Here is a 15293-nt window from a genome sequence, read left to right as displayed (position 1 = left end):
TTTACATCCCGTCCAAATGATTCGTATCATTAATGAAATGCACCGTTTTTTGTTCACCCTCAATTTCAATTAAACTTATTCCCGTATCTCCCATTTTGAAATAGTAGTCCATTGAAATTGGCATTTTGAAAAATGCACGTAATAGACTATTAATTACGCCTCCATGGGCAACAATTGCAATTCGATCATATGTATTCTCTGTCATAATTTTAGAAAAGATTCCTTCTATTCTCATTCGAAACTCAATAAATGACTCTCCGTTTTCAAAACGGTCATGAAGAAACTTTGGCTCTGGATATTTCTTTGCTTCTTCAAATGATAAACCAGCTTGTATTCCATTATTAAACTCCATTAATTCCTCTTCTAATTGAATTGGACAACCAATTGCTTCTGCTAATGTTTCACCCGTTTCGCGAGCGCGTTTTAATGTGCTTGCCCAAATGAAATCTGGTGCAAAATCTTTTTTCACTTTCTGTACAAGTCTTTGTACTTGTCGTCTCCCTTTGTCAGTCAACTCAAAATCAGCTCGTCCTTCATGCACATGTAAAATATCAGCTTCTGATTCTCCGTGGCGTATTTGTAGTATTTGCATGTTTCTCTCTCCCCTTATTTAACATTCACAAAATTCTATTATATCATATTTTAAGATTTCAAAATAAAAAGGAACGGTCTTCCGTCCCTCATCCATTCACTTTTTCCGCATCATTCCAATAATATTTACTAAACGCTTCTGTTAACACATCAATTGTGTTATATAATTCATCTAACGTATTATCAACACCACCAACTTCAATTAGCATCGCATTTTTCGATAGATCTTGGTTATAAACGCCATTTCCATCTTTTTTATACTTCGGAAAAATCCCTCTACTTAATCCGTAATAGTTTTCATCTAAATAACTATTGATCGCTCTTGCAATTTTTTCATTTTCAGCACGGCCTTCATTTTCCATCCCAATAATAAAATATAATCTTGCATACGATTTTCCATTAATTACTTTTGTTGTTACTTTCTTACGCTGATCATCACGATGTATATCAATCGGAAACGCAATTTTATTATTTTGTGCTAATGCTCCTTTTACATATTCATGAGATGCTTTATATGACTGATACCATACCCACTTTTTACTCGCTAATAAATCACCCATATTCGTTTTATCGTGAATTACTGGAATTCCTTGCCCCTCAAGTTGTTCCTTCATACGTTTTCCTAGTAAGGACACATTTACATCTGGGCTAGATGGATCAGTTGCCCCTGGTAATAATGGAAAGAAGGATTCCCAGCTATGTGTATGATAAATATATACTGCACTTTCACCTTTTTTCGCTCCGTTCTTTTTCTGAACCGGATTATTCTTTTCCGCTTCTGTAACTTTATCTTTTGCTACTTCCCGTTCTTTCGTTACTTCTTCAATCGGTACACTAGATTCATTTGGGATATTCGTCAAGTTTGTCCCTTCCCCAGCTACGATAATATTAGAATAATACTTTGACATACCAGGTACTTCTTTACCGACGAATGTTCTTAAATCTTTAATTTTCAAATCTGTCGCAATAGAGAACATTAAATTCCCAACTGACTCTCTTTTATTCTGCTTAAAATAATCAAATCCGTAATAGTGATTCTCACTTTCTATCATTTGAACAAAACCTTGCATCGATACTTTTCCAAACCATTGATTTGCATAATTCGATTTCATTGTATGTAAAAGTGACGTCAAAATCGACGCTATTATAATTACTATTAGCGCATATAAAAGGAGTAACGAAATCAGTTTCTTCCCATGTATTCGAGTTGCATACTTTTTCACTGCATCACCTTCTTTATACATGGATATGTACAAGCTTTTCGGAATATACGCACAAAAAAAGAGAAATGGTATCCCATTTCTCTTCCTCACTTTTATTGTTCTTTTCCTGTATCATTTGAAGGTAGTTTCTTCGCTTGTTTTTCTTTAAATATTTCTCCAATTGCCCCAAGAGTACCAAGTGTTTCAATTGCATTAGAAGGAATAAAGACTTTATTTGCTGGTCCTTTTGCAACTTCAGCTAATGATTCGAATGATTTGTAAGCAAGGATACGCTCATCCAAATTCGCTTCACGAAGCAATTCAATACGATTTTGTTCTGCTTTTGCGATTTCTTCAATTGCTCGTGCTTCCCCTTGTGCTTCTAATTCTTTTGCTTCTTTTAAACCTTCAGCTTCGCGAATACGCGCTTCTTTATCCCCTTCAGCCATCAAGATTTTACTTTGCTTTTCCCCTTCAGCGCGAAGAACTTTATCTTGTTTTGCTGCTTCAGCTTCTAAAATAATCGCACGTTTATTACGCTCAGCCTTCATTTGTTTTTCCATTGATGCTTGCACATCTTTTGGCGGGTTAATATCAACAACTTCGACACGTTCAATACGTACGCCCCATTTTTCTGTTGCTTCATCAAGCGCTAAGCGGATTTCTGTTGAAATTTTTTCACGACCAGATAACGTTTCATCCAGTTCCATTTTACCGATGATTTGACGCATCGTTGCTGAAGTAATATTACGAACACCATATTCATAGTTTGAAATACCATATGTCGCAAGCTCTGGTTCAACAATTTGATAGAAAATAATTGTATCTATTTCTACTTGAACATTATCTTTCGTAATTACCTTTTGCGGTGGTACATTTGTTTGTTGAATACGTAAGTCGTGATATACACGAACACGATCTACAATTGGGATTAAAATATTTAATCCTGGGTGCATTATACGTTGAAACTTACCAAATCTTTCAACAACCCCAACTTTTTGCTGAGGAATAATTTTAATTGTTAATGCGATAAATGTAACTACAATTAGTGCGAATATAATCGTTAACGTTAATGCTACCATATTTATTCACTCTCCTTTTTTACTTGTAATATAGTACTATGCCTCTTTATAACAACGACTTTTTCTCCAGCATCAATTGAAGAATCTGCAATAGCTGTCCAAGTATCTCCATCCACCTTCACAATACCATTCGCTTCATTTGTAATCGCTTGCATAACAATCCCTTTTTTACCAACAAGCATATCTACTGTATCCGTAAAACCTTTTGCTTCTCGAAAGTTTTTTGAAATTCTTTTCGTAAAGAATGTCAAAGTTAAACTTATAATTGCGCCAACAGTAACTTGTAACAGTAGTGCATCAGGAGCAAACAAAGCAATAAGACCTCCGACAACAGCTCCAATTCCAAGCCAAAGCATGTAAAATGTAATCGACAACATTTCTGCAATAAATAAAATACCAGCTATTATAAACCAAATTACCCAAGCAGTCATATGCAACCCTCACTTTCTTTCTCATTTTCTATATGTATATGAAGAAAAGAATGGTTTATCCGCCCTTTCTTACACTTGGGCGTTTGCTACAAGCTATTGTACATACTCACTGTTACAATGATTATTAATATAATACTATATCAATATATTCTTCATTATACATGAAAATTCCTTTCAAAAAGTGACAAAAAATTAAATTCTTTAAAAATTTCATTTTTTAAATTACAATTATTCTAATTACTAAATACTATTTTTATAGAGGTGTTATTCTTATTGAGAAACCTGTCACTAACCTACTACTTAGGTTCCAAAACATGCATTACTCTCGCTGACATCGTATATGTAATGATTATTACAACTCATATTTATATAGCAACTAAATCAGCTACTATTACTGCTCTTTTTCCATTATTACAAGTTATCACAAATCTAATTGCTAACATCTCTGCACCACTAATAATAAATCGTTTTCCATCTTATACGTTGTTATATACGCTACAATGGCTAAAAACAGTCTTTTTACTATTATTAATGATTTTGTTTCCAGTCTTATCCACAAACATTATAGCTCTATTAACTTTTATTTTTTTCATTTCATTATGTAGTGGATGGAGCGCTCCATTACTATACAGCATTCTTCCGCGCCTTACACCGAAAGAAAAATTAGTAAAAGTAAATAGTATCTTTTCCTTTTCAACACAAATTGCGCAAGTCGCCGCTTATTCATTTACGAGTGTTATCGTTCTTCTCATTGGCGCTACATCTACACTCATGATTAATAACATGTTAATGATTTTTGGATGTATTGCATTACACTTTTCATTACGTACCATACATACTGAACGAATAGCAGATCCTCCTTCTTCAAAAAGTACTGCTTTATCGGAAGGTTGGAAACTCTTATTTCAAAATCCTTCTCTCCGTACCGTTACATATATGGACTTAATTGAAACTTTCGCCGGAACAATATGGATCGGTGCTATTACGATGGCATATGTTACGACTATCCTTCATAAAGGCGAGGAATGGTGGGGATATATTAATACAAGTTATTATGTTGGCACGTTAATCGGTGGTCTATTGGCATGGAAAATCAGTTCCTATATTCAAAACAATTTAATACGCTCCATGTCGATAGGCTCTCTTATGTTTAGCATTCTTACATTTTTATATGGTATGACAAGCAGCGGATTTATTGCGCTTTTTCTATGTGTTCTAATGGGACCATGTTATCAAATTAGAGATATTTCTCAAACGACTGTTTTACAATCAAGTGTCACCCCTTCTTTATTATCAAAAATGTATACAGCACATGGCGCGCTTCTTTCAACAGCTTCTGGTCTTTCTATGCTTAGCGTTGGCATTATTACTGATATGTTCGGTGTTCGTACAATTTATATCATCGCATCTATTCTTATTTTATGTTCCGCTTGTTTATCTTTTAGTTTATTAAAATATCATAAAACAGAGCAGAACGATATTTCACTTTAATCACTAAAACAAAAAGGACAGGCATTCCCTGTCCTTTTTATTTATTCTATTCATGACAAGTTTGGGATTTTTCTATGTTTTGGCGCCTGTTCAAAAGCGTAAGCTAGCTTAATTAATATCCCTTCACTAAAGGCAGTACTTGCAATCGTAATTCCAAAAGGTCTCCCGCTTTCCATATACCCTGCAGGTATTGCTATAGACGGATAACCCGCTTTCGCACATATGGTAGAAGCTATATAGGAAGGAAACAGTATCGCATCAAGATTATATTTTTCCAATGCAAAATCAATGCCTTGTTCTTGTGAAAAATATATATCTTCTAATCTTGCATTTAAATATTCTGGATTTCGTAACGTATTAGGAAAATCTTTTCTTCCCTCTAACTTAGTTTGTCCATATTTTAAAGCTCTTTCTGCTATGTTTTTATTAAACTCCATTAACTCCGAAATAGAATGTACCGGAATAGTAGAAGGTAATTTAGAAAGATAGTTATCTAAACTATGCTTCAGTTCATAAAGCGGCACTCCCCAACTCCATTCTCTATGAAAAGAAGGAATATTAATATTTTCTACTACTGTCGCTCCTTCATTACGTAATACTTGGATCGTTTCCTTAAACAAGATTTCATCATACTCACCATTTTCGTAATAATCTTTTGGTGCATCGTTAAACACACCAATCTTCGCTCCATTTAAGCCATTAACATTAAGATATTTTGTATAATCTTGCTCTGCCCTACCTTCACTTCTATGAGTAGCAACATCTTTCTCATCTACTCCAATTAAACTCCCTAGCAAAATAGCAGCATCTGTTACCGTTCTTGCAAATGGTCCAGCTGTATCTTGCGAATAAGTAAATGGAATAATTCCTCTACGACTAATTAAACCGACAGTCGGTTTAATACCTACTACAGAATTTTGAACAGCAGGGCTCAAAATAGAAGCATCGGTTTCTGTCCCAATAGATACTACTGTAAAGTTAGCAGCAACTGCTATCGCAGATCCTGTACTAGATCCGCCAACAAACATATGGTCCTTGCCCGTTCCGTATGGATTGATTGTTTGACCACCTCTTGCACTATATCCAGCCCACATTTCAAAAGACATTGCATTTGCTAATTCTGTCATATTTGTTTTTCCTATTATTACTGCTCCGGCTTCTCGTAATTTTGTAACGAGAAATGCATCTTCACTGCTTATATTTTGTTCTAGAGCAATCGTACCTGCACTTGTATGCATGGAGTCATTCGTTTCAATATTGTCTTTAAGCAAAACAGGTATACCATGTAATGGACCCCTTATACCTTTTGTCTTTCTTTCATAATCTAACGCTTCTGCGATAAAAATAGCATCTGGATTGATTTCTAAAATAGAATTAATTTCCGGTCCGTCTTGGTCATACTTTGCGATTCTATGAAGATAATACATCACTAATTCCTTTGAAGTTAACTGCCCAGATTCCATTTCGGTTTGTATATCATGAATTGTTAATTCTTTTTTTAATACTGGATTAAACTGAATCTCCATTTATATTCTCCCTTATAGCAACTTTTTTGCGTATAACTCTTACTTTTTCATCTTTTCACCCCAACTATTCCAAACTAATATTCCTTTAAAGAAATTCAATTTATCTATTCAAAAAGCCTTTAATTTCCCGAAAAATAAAAAGAGTCTGAAACGAATGAACTTTCGCTTCAGACTCTTTTATTACTTTACATATATCTCATCTAATAAGTGTAAAAACTCTCCTTGTTTCCCTGCTAATTCAGGGCATTTTGCAATATTAACCCATTCGTAGCTAAACGCTAAACCTTGATCTTTCTTACCAGCACTTACTATATGTTCCCATGTATCTTTTACATCAGTTAGTAAAGTTACATGAAAAAAGTGACGTTTTTCATATTCCTGTTTTTCCTTCACATGTATAATGTAATCTGCTAAAAAACGCTCTATACATAAATGACGCAATCCGGATTCTTCCTGTACTTCACGCAATATAGCCGCTTCTAACGTTTCACCTTCATCAACCGTTCCCCCTGGCACTTGAATACCAGCTTCATGTATATCACGATGTTTAAAAACCAGTAATTGCATAACCCCCTCTTTTTCTCTTGTAATATATGCATGTACTTTTTTCTTATATAACATCGTCATTATACGTCTCTCCCCTCAATCATTTACTCTGTTACTTCTTCAAGCGTCAGTTGATTATCATACAAATATGTAGCTTGTGGATTTCCCACATACCTTACGTGCCATGGTTCATACCGATAGCCCGTAATCGTTTCTTTCGCTTTTGTGTATCGAATCACAAAACCAAATTTATGGGCATTTTCAGAAAGCCACTGACCTTCTTTCGTTTCCCCAAAAACCGTCTCTAACTGAAATTTAGCAGATTGAGACGTAATATCCATAGCTAATCCAGTTTGATGCTCACTTGTGCCAGGAACCGCGCTAGACATTGCTGTTTTTGCTTCCCCATCTTGTTTTTTATACATCGTATTTAATGCTTTTTGTCGATCAAAGGATCTAAATCCAGAAACTGCAAAAAGGAAAATACGCTCGTTGTTAGCTTGCTGGAACATTTCCTCAAGCGCCCTCGCTGCCTCTTTTCTCATCTTTTTCTTTTCTTGATCACCTTCACTAGAGTAGCGCACTTTCGGAATAACTAAATCTGGCGGTCTATAACCATCTGGTAAACGCCTACTTTTATTCACAAGTACAAGCATTGAATTCGGATTATTAATTACCGCAATATCCCCATCCATATTAGCAATTGTTTCTTTCGCTTTCGGAAATATACTATTTACACTTACTTCCCGCGCCTGCTTATCCTTATACATTTTATAATTGATTCCTGCTACTCCAACAATAATTATTGCAGCTACGATACCGAGTAGTGCCCATCTTTTTTTCATATAACGACCTCTTATTTTAATAATTTGGCCATTTCATACTCATCGATGTCCTTTCCATCGATAATAAGAGCAGCTTTTTTGACACCTTCCTTCTCAAATCCAGCTTTTTTATATAGTGCCTGAGCTCTTGTATTGTGGGCCATTACTGTTAATTCTAAACGCCATACATCATGTAATTTTGCCCACTTCTCAACCTCTTTAAACAATCTCGTCCCAATACCTCGCCCGTTATACTCTTGCAAAATACCAATTACAATGCTTGCCACATGCCTCTTTCTTTGAATGTTATTTCCATTCACTAATATAAAACCTATTATTCTCTCATCTTCAACTGCTACAAATATTGTTGCATATTCATTTTCTATAAATCGCTGGATCATTTTTTCTTGTTGCTCAGCTGTAGTTTTCCTTTCTCCTGGTTCATATAACATAAACTTCGTTTCTTCATCTAATTGCTTACTTAATTGCAAAAATGATGCTGCATCTTCTACTTTGATCTCCCTAATCACCTAAATCACCCTATCAATTTCATAATATAAAAATTTTCCTTGTAAAAAGATTTTCTCTGCCATTTCAAAAATCCCTTTCTAATTCTCCTATTATAATTAGACAAATTTCGATATCGCTATAATAATTATTAATCATGTCCATTTTGTGACATCTTGCTATCCACATTTCAAACCAACACAAAAAACGTAAGTATTACACTTACGCTTTTCCAAGATTGAAGTGAGCTAATAATTATCGATAGATACCCTGGCTAATTCAAGTTTCACTTTATCCATTCACTTTTTCTGCCTGCCAAAAATATTCACCAAATGCTTTAGCAAGTGCATCAATTGATCGATTCAATTCTTCCTCCGTATTATCTACACCGCCAACTTCTATTAATATCGCTTGTCCTGATAAATCTTGATTATAGATTCCATTTCCTGTTTGGAAACCTTTTTGAATGACCCCACGACTCACTCCTGGATATTTCTTATTAATCGCCTCATGTAAAGCTGTCGCTAATTGTAAGTTTTTTTCATAATTTTTATTTCCTTTCCCTACTACAAATGCAAGCTTCGCATATGATTTATCTCCAATTGTTTTTGTCGTTACATTCTTTCGAGCACTATCACGATGCAAATCAAAAAAGTATTGAAGATCTTTATTTCCAGCCATAGCTTGCTGCACAATTTCTCGTGACATTTTATACGAACTATTACTGTTTAAACCCTTACTTATTAACTTTTGACCAACATCACTCTTATCGTTAGTAGCTCCAATCCCTTCACCTTCTAGTTGTTCACGGAAACGATCTCCTAATATAGAAATATTCGATACAGAACTCGTTGCTTTATTCGGATTCGGATCATTCGTTAAGTTAAGTAAAGGTAAATAAGATTCCCAGCTATGTGTATGATAAATAAACGCAACTTGTCTTTTCCCGGTCGTTTTGGACGGCTGTTTCTTCTCTTTATTCGTATCTTGTTTAGGTGCTTGTCCAGTTCCACTAGTCCGTTCTTTCACTACTTCTTCAAGAGGTACACTCGACTCTATCGGTAAGTTAGAATAGTTTGTGCCCTCACCCGCAATAACAATTTCTGTATCGTACTTACCAAACCCGGGTAGCTCTTTCCCGACAAAACTGCGTACATCATTAAAGCGAATATTTGTAGCCATAGAAAAGAGAAAAGAAGAAATTGAAAAATCTTGATTCAAATTTCGATACTCCTGTGTAAAATAATGATTCTCTTTTCCAAGTACATACATGTAACCATTCATCGATAACTCATTTAACCAATTATATAAATACGTTGACTTCGTCTCTTTCATAGAGGTTACCATCATACTAATAAGAAAAAAAGTCGCTAGCACTGTAGTAATAACAAATAAAACTAACTTACGCATACTTGTAAACTTCATAAAAAAAAAGCCCCGATTCATACTATCACCTCTCTATTTCAAGTTATGTACAAGCCCTAGAGAATAGACCGTTAAAATTTCGGCTATATTGTTAATGAGGTGAAATGAATTGAAGCTATTAATAGGAATATTACCAATCGCTCTATCATTCATTTTTTATTTGTCCGCTAAGCATCCAAAAATCTCTATTGTACTACATATTTCTGCGTACTTGGCACTGTATGTACTCGGTACAATTATTTCCATTAATATATACGATGTTTTAATACAAGATTTAGTTTTCATGACGAGCATTCATGGGATTTTACTGAATCCATTTTTCCTTATTGCAGGAGCGTATATAGGAACATACACGTTGTACCTACTTATGTCTCACATTATTATAAAAATAAAAAATGGAGCGTAATGAAATGCAACCAACATTTATCTGTCATACATGCAAAAAAAGAATTGTGAGAAAGAAAGATCTTATTACCGCCACATGGTACTTCCGCTTTTATTTATTTCACAGTGATTGTTTTAAACGACAGCAAGTGTTCCTCTCACGATTTATCCCAGTGAATACACTTTTCAATTTCTTTCTTATTATGTATGGACTTATTTTTGGCAGCATTCTTATGATTACAGAACCATCTATTATTTGGCTGATTTTCTTATTTCCCATTTTTTATCGGTTTCTTTCTTATTATTATGTGGAACGTTTTTTCTCTACATAACGTGCAGACTGACCTCTCGGAATACTTAAACATTCCCACTCATTTTCTTTTAACATCTTCCCAATATAAATAATCTGACCAATATGCAATGCATAATGAGAAATTTGCCTTTCAATTGCTTGCATGACAGTATGTGCTTCACCGCGAATGTATACCGTCTTCAATAAGTGCTCCGGCGCTAAAGTATTCATCGTATTAAAAACATATTTCCATCCTTCTTGCCAAGCTATAAGGGCTTCTTCTTTTGAATGATAGCATCCCTCAAATTCACCATCTCGATTACGATCTGTTTTTTCACCATCAGACGTTAAAAAATCCGTCCATCTAGAACGCATATTACCGTGCAGATGCTTAATAATAATCGCTATACTATTTGTTTCTTCATGAGAAGACCATTGTATTTGTTCATATGATAATTGAGAAAGTGCCCGTTCCCCTTGTTTCTTTGTTGCTTCAAAGTTCGAAATCGCACATTGCAAATATTCTCGTCCGATATCCATATTAGCCCCTACCTTCACCCTAGCTAATTTTTGTTCCATTTGGCAATTCCATATTAGGCTGAAGTAACACAACATCATCAGTTTCAGGAACACCACCAAGCACAAGCACTTCTGATTTGAATCCAGCTACACGCTTCGGTGGAAAGTTTACAACCCCAACGATTTGTTGACCGACTAAATCTTCTGGACTGTACCTTTTCGTAATTTGGGCACTTGACTGCTTTATCCCGATTTCTCCAAAATCTATTGCTAGTTTAATTGCTGGTACTCTCGCTTCTTTAAATTCCTCTGCATGTATTACAGTTCCAATTCTCAAATCCAAATTTAAAAAATCTTCAAAATTAGCCATTTATCATTCCCCCCAATTATTACTTAGACAAAATACAAAAATCCCCTTCAAAAAAAGAAAGGTGCCTAAGCACCTTTCTTTTGTAATTCACTTGATTCATTTGATTTATAGAAGAAGAAACCGAGAATCCCGCCAATACATGATGGAATTAACCATCCGATTCCTTCGTTATATAACGGTAACATTTGTAGTACATTAGAAATCGCGTCAATTTTAATTTTCGCACTTTCTAAACCGTTAAAGAAACTAATTAACAATGCACCTAAAATAGCTCCAATATAAATTGTATTACGCTTCCCAATCCACTTATGGAAATACGAAAGTACGATTAATACAATTGCAACTGGATAAATGATCATTAACACAGGTAATGTTACTGCGATTAATTGTGTTAAACCTAGGTTAGATACAATTAAACTAAATACACATACCATTGTTACAATCGTTTTATGCGAAAGTTTTGGGAATAAGTTTGTAAAGAAACCCGCACACGCCGATGTTAACCCAACAGAAGTTGTTAAACAAGCGAGTATAATAACAAGTCCTAATAAAACTTTACCACTCGTCCCATATAGCTCATTTACAACATTCGTTAAAATAAGACCACCGTTTTCTGAGACACCAAGTGATGTACTTGTTGAACCAAGATAAGCAAGTGATAAATAGATTAACGTTAAACCAAGTACAGCAATAATACCTGATACGACTGTTATTTTTGCAATTTGGCTACTCTCTTTTATCCCTTTAGAGCGAATAACTTGTACAACGACAATTCCAAATACAAGAGCACTAATTGCATCCATCGTTAAATACCCTTGAATAAATCCACCAAAGAAAGCATTCTCTTGGTAAGCAGCTAACGGCGCAGCCGGCTCTCCAATTGGATCAATAATTGCCTTTCCGACAATAACAGCAACAATTAATACTAATAATGGAGTAAGAAACTTCCCAAACCAATCCACTAATTTAGATGGATTTAATGATAAATACCACGTTATTCCGAAGAAAACTATCGTGAAAAGAAATAGCATGTACCACTCTGAAACCATTGCCTCTGATAAAAACGGCTTCATACCCATTTCAAACGAAACAGCTCCAGTACGAGGAATCGCGAAAAATGGTCCAATTGCTAAATAACTAATCAATGGGAAAATAAACGCAAATATAGGGTGGACTCTAGAAGATAGCGCTTTCAAGTCCCCCTCTACAAACGCGACAGCTGTTACAGCTAGTAGGGGTAATCCGACTCCCGTTACAAGGAATCCTATTGTAGCAATCCAAACATTCTCTCCTGCTTGTTGACCTAAAACTGGCGGGAAAATTAAATTTCCTGCTCCTAAAAATAATGCAAATAGCATCAAACCAATTGCTACCGTATCACCTGGCCTTAAACGTCCCTTCATGCTCTTCATTTGCATAGCATTTTTTCATTGTTTATCTCTATATTTTACAATATGCTATGCATCCTCCTCTCTGCTCAAGATGATAAAATATGCCCCTTACAAAGCAGTGTCTTTCTCCATAATTTCTCCATTCCCCTTATTTTTACTCTAATCATTAATACAATTGTTATTTTTGAATTTTGAGTTTTTTGAATTTTCAAATCATTAGAGTGTTATTACGTGGAGTATAGTTGTCAGACCTCTTTGTTTTTATCACACATATAGTAACATATTTAGTTGCAAAATAAAAACATATTTTCAAATTGATTTTTTTGAAAATCGAAATTATCTACATTTTTTATTCTCTTACACAAATATTGTTATAATCTCACCTATTATCTTGTCGTTATTTTAAAATAACTTTACACACGTAACATAACAAAAGCCATCCAAGATAATTAGATGGCTTTTGTATGTTACTCTATCGTTTCAACTTCACGTGGATTTTTCATCTCTTCCACATATACAACTCTAAATCCGTGATCTTCTAAATCTTTCAATAATGTCTCTAATTCACCGTCGTTAAACTCTTCTCCTAATGTAAACATAATTCTACGAACTAATAAGGCATCATTATCAAAAGTCATCAAACTTTGAATACCAGTGTATTTCTTTAAAACTGTCGATAACTTTTGGATTGCTCCATTATAGTCTTGCGTTCCAATCATGACAGAGTATTTACTAGAGTGAACGCCCCATGCATCCTCTAATAACTCAAAAACTTTTTTATGCGTTAAAATTCCAAGGAAAACCCCTTTTTCGTCAACTACTGATAAATAAGGCAATTTTTTTATTGTAAAAAATACTTTAAAGAAAGAAGAATCTTCTCTCACAAATCCCTCTTTATCGTTTAATAATTGCATTACACTCTCGTCAAGTGATCCTTTATATTCTAAAATATCTACTTTATATATATTCCCTAAAAATTTCTCTTTTTTTTCATCTAAAACTGGTACACAACGATACCCCGTTTTATTTAAATGCTCTAACGCTTCCCCTATCTTAATCGAACTTGAGCACAGTAAAACTTCCCTTTTTGGCACGTAATTCCCTTTAATCCTCATAAAAAGCCTCCTTATGTTAAAATACTTTCTGTGCCATAACTATATTATATTTTCAGAAAAAAATAAATAATTTATTTTATTTTTCTGAAAATTATTCATTTTCTTGTCATAATTTATTCATGAATCCTTCACTTGCACTTTCTTCCGCATCCAAAACCCTCCCTCTGAATTCTGAATCACTTCAATGTATCATTGTACGGACCTAATTGTTTTTTAGAAAAGTAATAATTTGTCTCCTTACTTTTCATTAACATATTTCCTTTTATAATTAAAAAATAGGTAGCTATTAGAAAGTAGATCACCCCAAATAACCAATCCAAATTTGTAGCCAGATTGTGTAAAAGAATATACCTCATATATACATAACCAATTGGAACATGTAGTAATACAACCGCACCTAATCCCGGATTATATATTGTTTTAGCTTTTATATTCGCAAAAATACCATGCCATATGAATTGAAAAAATCCCATTAAAATAGGTGCCAACCCAAGCCATATTATATTTTGAAAAAAAACCGGGAGTAAATAAAAAACATACGCAATCAAAATATTTATTACCATAGCAGATTGCGTATTTAATGGATAGCGGTCTGGTATATCACTTTTAAATATAACTACATTAAACAGACCAGCAAAATAACCTGGCCAACGATACTCTTCAAATTGATGCACTAAAATGGCCACAAAACTTAACCCTAACAGTACTTTTATTTCACTCATTTCTCCCAAATTCGCGACTAAAGAAACAACGACAATAATAGCGACAACTAACCCTATATCACACCAATGCTTTCTAAAGAAACTAGCCACCTCTATCACCCACTATCTCAATTTTTATAAAAATAGCGTTCAAATAGGAAATCAATCTGTTTTTCTACAGATGGTACTTTTATATCTGCCCCTGATTCGAGAATTGGCATCATTAATGTGGGAAGAAAAATGGATCCAAATATTTGCACCGTCATCATCATTAAAATTTCCTGATCCGTTTCATTTGTTATCTCGCTCAAAATATTCTTCACTTTACTGAAACCTAGCCTCTTCAAAAAATCCCCATATTCGTATTGAGATGTAAATACCGTAGTTCCCATTGCAATAATCTTCCTAACTAACTTCGGATATTGCCGAATTACTAGTACATAATCCAATAAAAATATTTTTAATCTTTCTTTTGCTGGCACTGTAATATTATCTAAAATAGAAAAAGTGCCTTGAAAGCTAATTAATAAAACTCTAATCGTCTCACTAATTAACTTTTCTTTTGAACCAAAATGGTAATTTACTAGCGCTATATTTACATCTGACAATGCTGCAATTTTTCTTATCGTTACCTTTTCAAAACCTTCTTTTTTAATTAATTCCAATGTTGTATTTAAAATCTTTTTTTTCGTTGATACGTTTTCATTCCCTCCCAATTTATCTCCCCCTCTAGAATATATTAGTTAAACAACGATTTAAACATCGTTTAATTTTATGGTATCACTTTCCAATTTTAAAAATCTATTTAATACTTTCGACATTTCCCTACATTCTCTTCATTCCACACAAAAAGCGTGAAAATGCAAAACTGTTCACGCTTTTTGTATTTGTACTGT

At 34.1% G+C, this 15293-nt stretch carries 18 protein-coding genes; 3 read left to right on the top strand and 15 right to left on the bottom strand.

Translation table 11 applies throughout. The features are described from left to right. Nucleotide 1: 1 nt before the first annotated feature. The 4 genes from QCI81_RS24250 to QCI81_RS24235 all read right to left on the bottom strand — a co-directional run bounded on the left by QCI81_RS24250 (nt 2) and on the right by QCI81_RS24235 (nt 3306). Nucleotides 2–592, bottom strand: coding sequence for a histidine phosphatase family protein (locus QCI81_RS24250; RefSeq protein WP_071730042.1), 591 nt, complete (start codon nt 590–592; stop codon nt 2–4). Nucleotides 593–680: 88 nt separating this feature from the next. After that, on the bottom strand, nt 681–1886 hold the full coding sequence (gene spoIIP / locus QCI81_RS24245; RefSeq protein WP_307838012.1) for a stage II sporulation protein P: 1206 nt from the start codon (nt 1884–1886) through the stop codon (nt 681–683). A 20-nt stretch (nt 1887–1906) separates the two neighbouring features. Continuing rightward, complete coding sequence (locus QCI81_RS24240) at nt 1907–2875, bottom strand: SPFH domain-containing protein (RefSeq protein WP_000226257.1); 969 nt, start codon at nt 2873–2875, stop codon at nt 1907–1909. Between the two features lie 2 nt (nt 2876–2877). Continuing rightward, entirely contained in the window at nt 2878–3306 is a 429-nt protein-coding gene (locus QCI81_RS24235) for an NfeD family protein (RefSeq protein WP_071730040.1), read from the bottom strand. 273 nt (nt 3307–3579) lie between these two features. Between QCI81_RS24235 and QCI81_RS24230 the strand changes: the two genes are divergently transcribed. After that, nucleotides 3580–4797: an MFS transporter gene (locus QCI81_RS24230; protein ID WP_023521756.1), complete on the top strand. Its 1218-nt coding sequence runs from the start codon at nt 3580–3582 to the stop codon at nt 4795–4797. A gap of 50 nt (nt 4798–4847) precedes the next feature. On the opposite strand, the gene QCI81_RS24225 is transcribed toward QCI81_RS24230, so the two are convergent. From QCI81_RS24225 to spoIIP (QCI81_RS24205), 5 genes are all read right to left on the bottom strand, one after another. After that, nucleotides 4848–6323, bottom strand: coding sequence for an amidase family protein (locus QCI81_RS24225; RefSeq protein WP_353810900.1), 1476 nt, complete (start codon nt 6321–6323; stop codon nt 4848–4850). Nucleotides 6324–6503: 180 nt separating this feature from the next. Beyond that, complete coding sequence (locus QCI81_RS24220) at nt 6504–6950, bottom strand: NUDIX hydrolase (RefSeq protein ID WP_023521754.1); 447 nt, start codon at nt 6948–6950, stop codon at nt 6504–6506. Nucleotides 6951–6973: 23 nt separating this feature from the next. Continuing rightward, complete coding sequence (locus tag QCI81_RS24215; RefSeq protein WP_000747650.1) at nt 6974–7714, bottom strand: M15 family metallopeptidase; 741 nt, start codon at nt 7712–7714, stop codon at nt 6974–6976. 11 nt (nt 7715–7725) lie between these two features. Further along, nucleotides 7726–8223 carry a GNAT family N-acetyltransferase gene (locus tag QCI81_RS24210; protein ID WP_002093964.1) on the bottom strand — a complete coding sequence of 166 codons (498 nt, stop codon included), beginning with the start codon at nt 8221–8223 and terminating at the stop codon, nt 7726–7728. A 268-nt stretch (nt 8224–8491) separates the two neighbouring features. Continuing rightward, on the bottom strand, nt 8492–9646 hold the full coding sequence (gene spoIIP, locus QCI81_RS24205; RefSeq protein ID WP_071730039.1) for a stage II sporulation protein P: 1155 nt from the start codon (nt 9644–9646) through the stop codon (nt 8492–8494). Nucleotides 9647–9734: 88 nt separating this feature from the next. Between spoIIP (QCI81_RS24205) and QCI81_RS24200 the strand changes: the two genes are divergently transcribed. Next, entirely contained in the window at nt 9735–10031 is a 297-nt protein-coding gene (locus QCI81_RS24200) for a hypothetical protein (protein ID WP_000770728.1), read from the top strand. A gap of 4 nt (nt 10032–10035) precedes the next feature. Then, nucleotides 10036–10341 carry a permease gene (locus QCI81_RS24195; RefSeq protein WP_071730037.1) on the top strand — a complete coding sequence of 102 codons (306 nt, stop codon included), beginning with the start codon at nt 10036–10038 and terminating at the stop codon, nt 10339–10341. On the opposite strand, the gene QCI81_RS24190 is transcribed toward QCI81_RS24195, so the two are convergent. The 6 genes from QCI81_RS24190 to QCI81_RS24165 all read right to left on the bottom strand — a co-directional run bounded on the left by QCI81_RS24190 (nt 10314) and on the right by QCI81_RS24165 (nt 15113). Beyond that, entirely contained in the window at nt 10314–10880 is a 567-nt protein-coding gene (locus QCI81_RS24190; protein ID WP_071730034.1) for a DUF1572 domain-containing protein, read from the bottom strand. The two genes, QCI81_RS24195 and QCI81_RS24190, sit on opposite strands and share 28 nt — an antisense overlap. Further along, a complete protein-coding gene (gene csaA / locus QCI81_RS24185; protein WP_071730033.1) occupies nt 10861–11190 on the bottom strand; it encodes a chaperone CsaA in 330 nt (109 codons plus the stop codon). The genes QCI81_RS24190 and csaA overlap by 20 nt, the downstream gene beginning before the upstream one ends. 65 nt (nt 11191–11255) lie before the next feature. Then, nucleotides 11256–12593: a branched-chain amino acid transport system II carrier protein BrnQ4 gene (gene brnQ4, locus QCI81_RS24180; RefSeq protein ID WP_396530541.1), complete on the bottom strand. Its 1338-nt coding sequence runs from the start codon at nt 12591–12593 to the stop codon at nt 11256–11258. A 455-nt stretch (nt 12594–13048) separates the two neighbouring features. Then, entirely contained in the window at nt 13049–13696 is a 648-nt protein-coding gene (gene cbpA, locus QCI81_RS24175; protein ID WP_353810899.1) for a cyclic di-AMP binding protein CbpA, read from the bottom strand. A gap of 176 nt (nt 13697–13872) precedes the next feature. Then, complete coding sequence (locus tag QCI81_RS24170) at nt 13873–14517, bottom strand: HXXEE domain-containing protein (protein ID WP_003270331.1); 645 nt, start codon at nt 14515–14517, stop codon at nt 13873–13875. 8 nt (nt 14518–14525) lie between these two features. After that, nucleotides 14526–15113: a TetR/AcrR family transcriptional regulator gene (locus QCI81_RS24165; protein WP_071730031.1), complete on the bottom strand. Its 588-nt coding sequence runs from the start codon at nt 15111–15113 to the stop codon at nt 14526–14528. Nucleotides 15114–15293: the final 180 nt, after the last annotated feature.

It is taken from the genome of Bacillus cereus group sp. MG20, assembly GCF_040459885.1.
In the GTDB taxonomy this organism is placed as follows: domain Bacteria; phylum Bacillota; class Bacilli; order Bacillales; family Bacillaceae_G; genus Bacillus_A; species Bacillus_A cereus.
Note: the sequence above shows the minus strand (reverse complement) of the source record. Positions and strands in the feature narration are given on the sequence as shown.

Excerpts from the sequence above, each read along its gene's own strand:
- spoIIP (WP_071730039.1), bottom strand. The coding sequence starts at position 9,646 with ATGAATCGGGGCTTTTTTTTTATGAAGTTTACAAGTATGCGTAAGTTA.
- QCI81_RS24220 (WP_023521754.1), bottom strand. The coding sequence starts at position 6,950 with ATGACGATGTTATATAAGAAAAAAGTACATGCATATATTACAAGAGAA.
- QCI81_RS24190 (WP_071730034.1), bottom strand. The coding sequence starts at position 10,880 with ATGGAACAAAAATTAGCTAGGGTGAAGGTAGGGGCTAATATGGATATC.
- QCI81_RS24225 (WP_353810900.1), bottom strand. The coding sequence starts at position 6,323 with ATGGAGATTCAGTTTAATCCAGTATTAAAAAAAGAATTAACAATTCAT.
- QCI81_RS24195 (WP_071730037.1), top strand. The coding sequence starts at position 10,036 with ATGCAACCAACATTTATCTGTCATACATGCAAAAAAAGAATTGTGAGA.
- QCI81_RS24240 (WP_000226257.1), bottom strand. The coding sequence starts at position 2,875 with ATGGTAGCATTAACGTTAACGATTATATTCGCACTAATTGTAGTTACA.
- cbpA (WP_353810899.1), bottom strand. The coding sequence starts at position 13,696 with ATGAGGATTAAAGGGAATTACGTGCCAAAAAGGGAAGTTTTACTGTGC.
- csaA (WP_071730033.1), bottom strand. The coding sequence starts at position 11,190 with ATGGCTAATTTTGAAGATTTTTTAAATTTGGATTTGAGAATTGGAACT.
- QCI81_RS24215 (WP_000747650.1), bottom strand. The coding sequence starts at position 7,714 with ATGAAAAAAAGATGGGCACTACTCGGTATCGTAGCTGCAATAATTATT.
- QCI81_RS24250 (WP_071730042.1), bottom strand. The coding sequence starts at position 592 with ATGCAAATACTACAAATACGCCACGGAGAATCAGAAGCTGATATTTTA.
- QCI81_RS24235 (WP_071730040.1), bottom strand. The coding sequence starts at position 3,306 with ATGACTGCTTGGGTAATTTGGTTTATAATAGCTGGTATTTTATTTATT.
- brnQ4 (WP_396530541.1), bottom strand. The coding sequence starts at position 12,593 with ATGAAGGGACGTTTAAGGCCAGGTGATACGGTAGCAATTGGTTTGATG.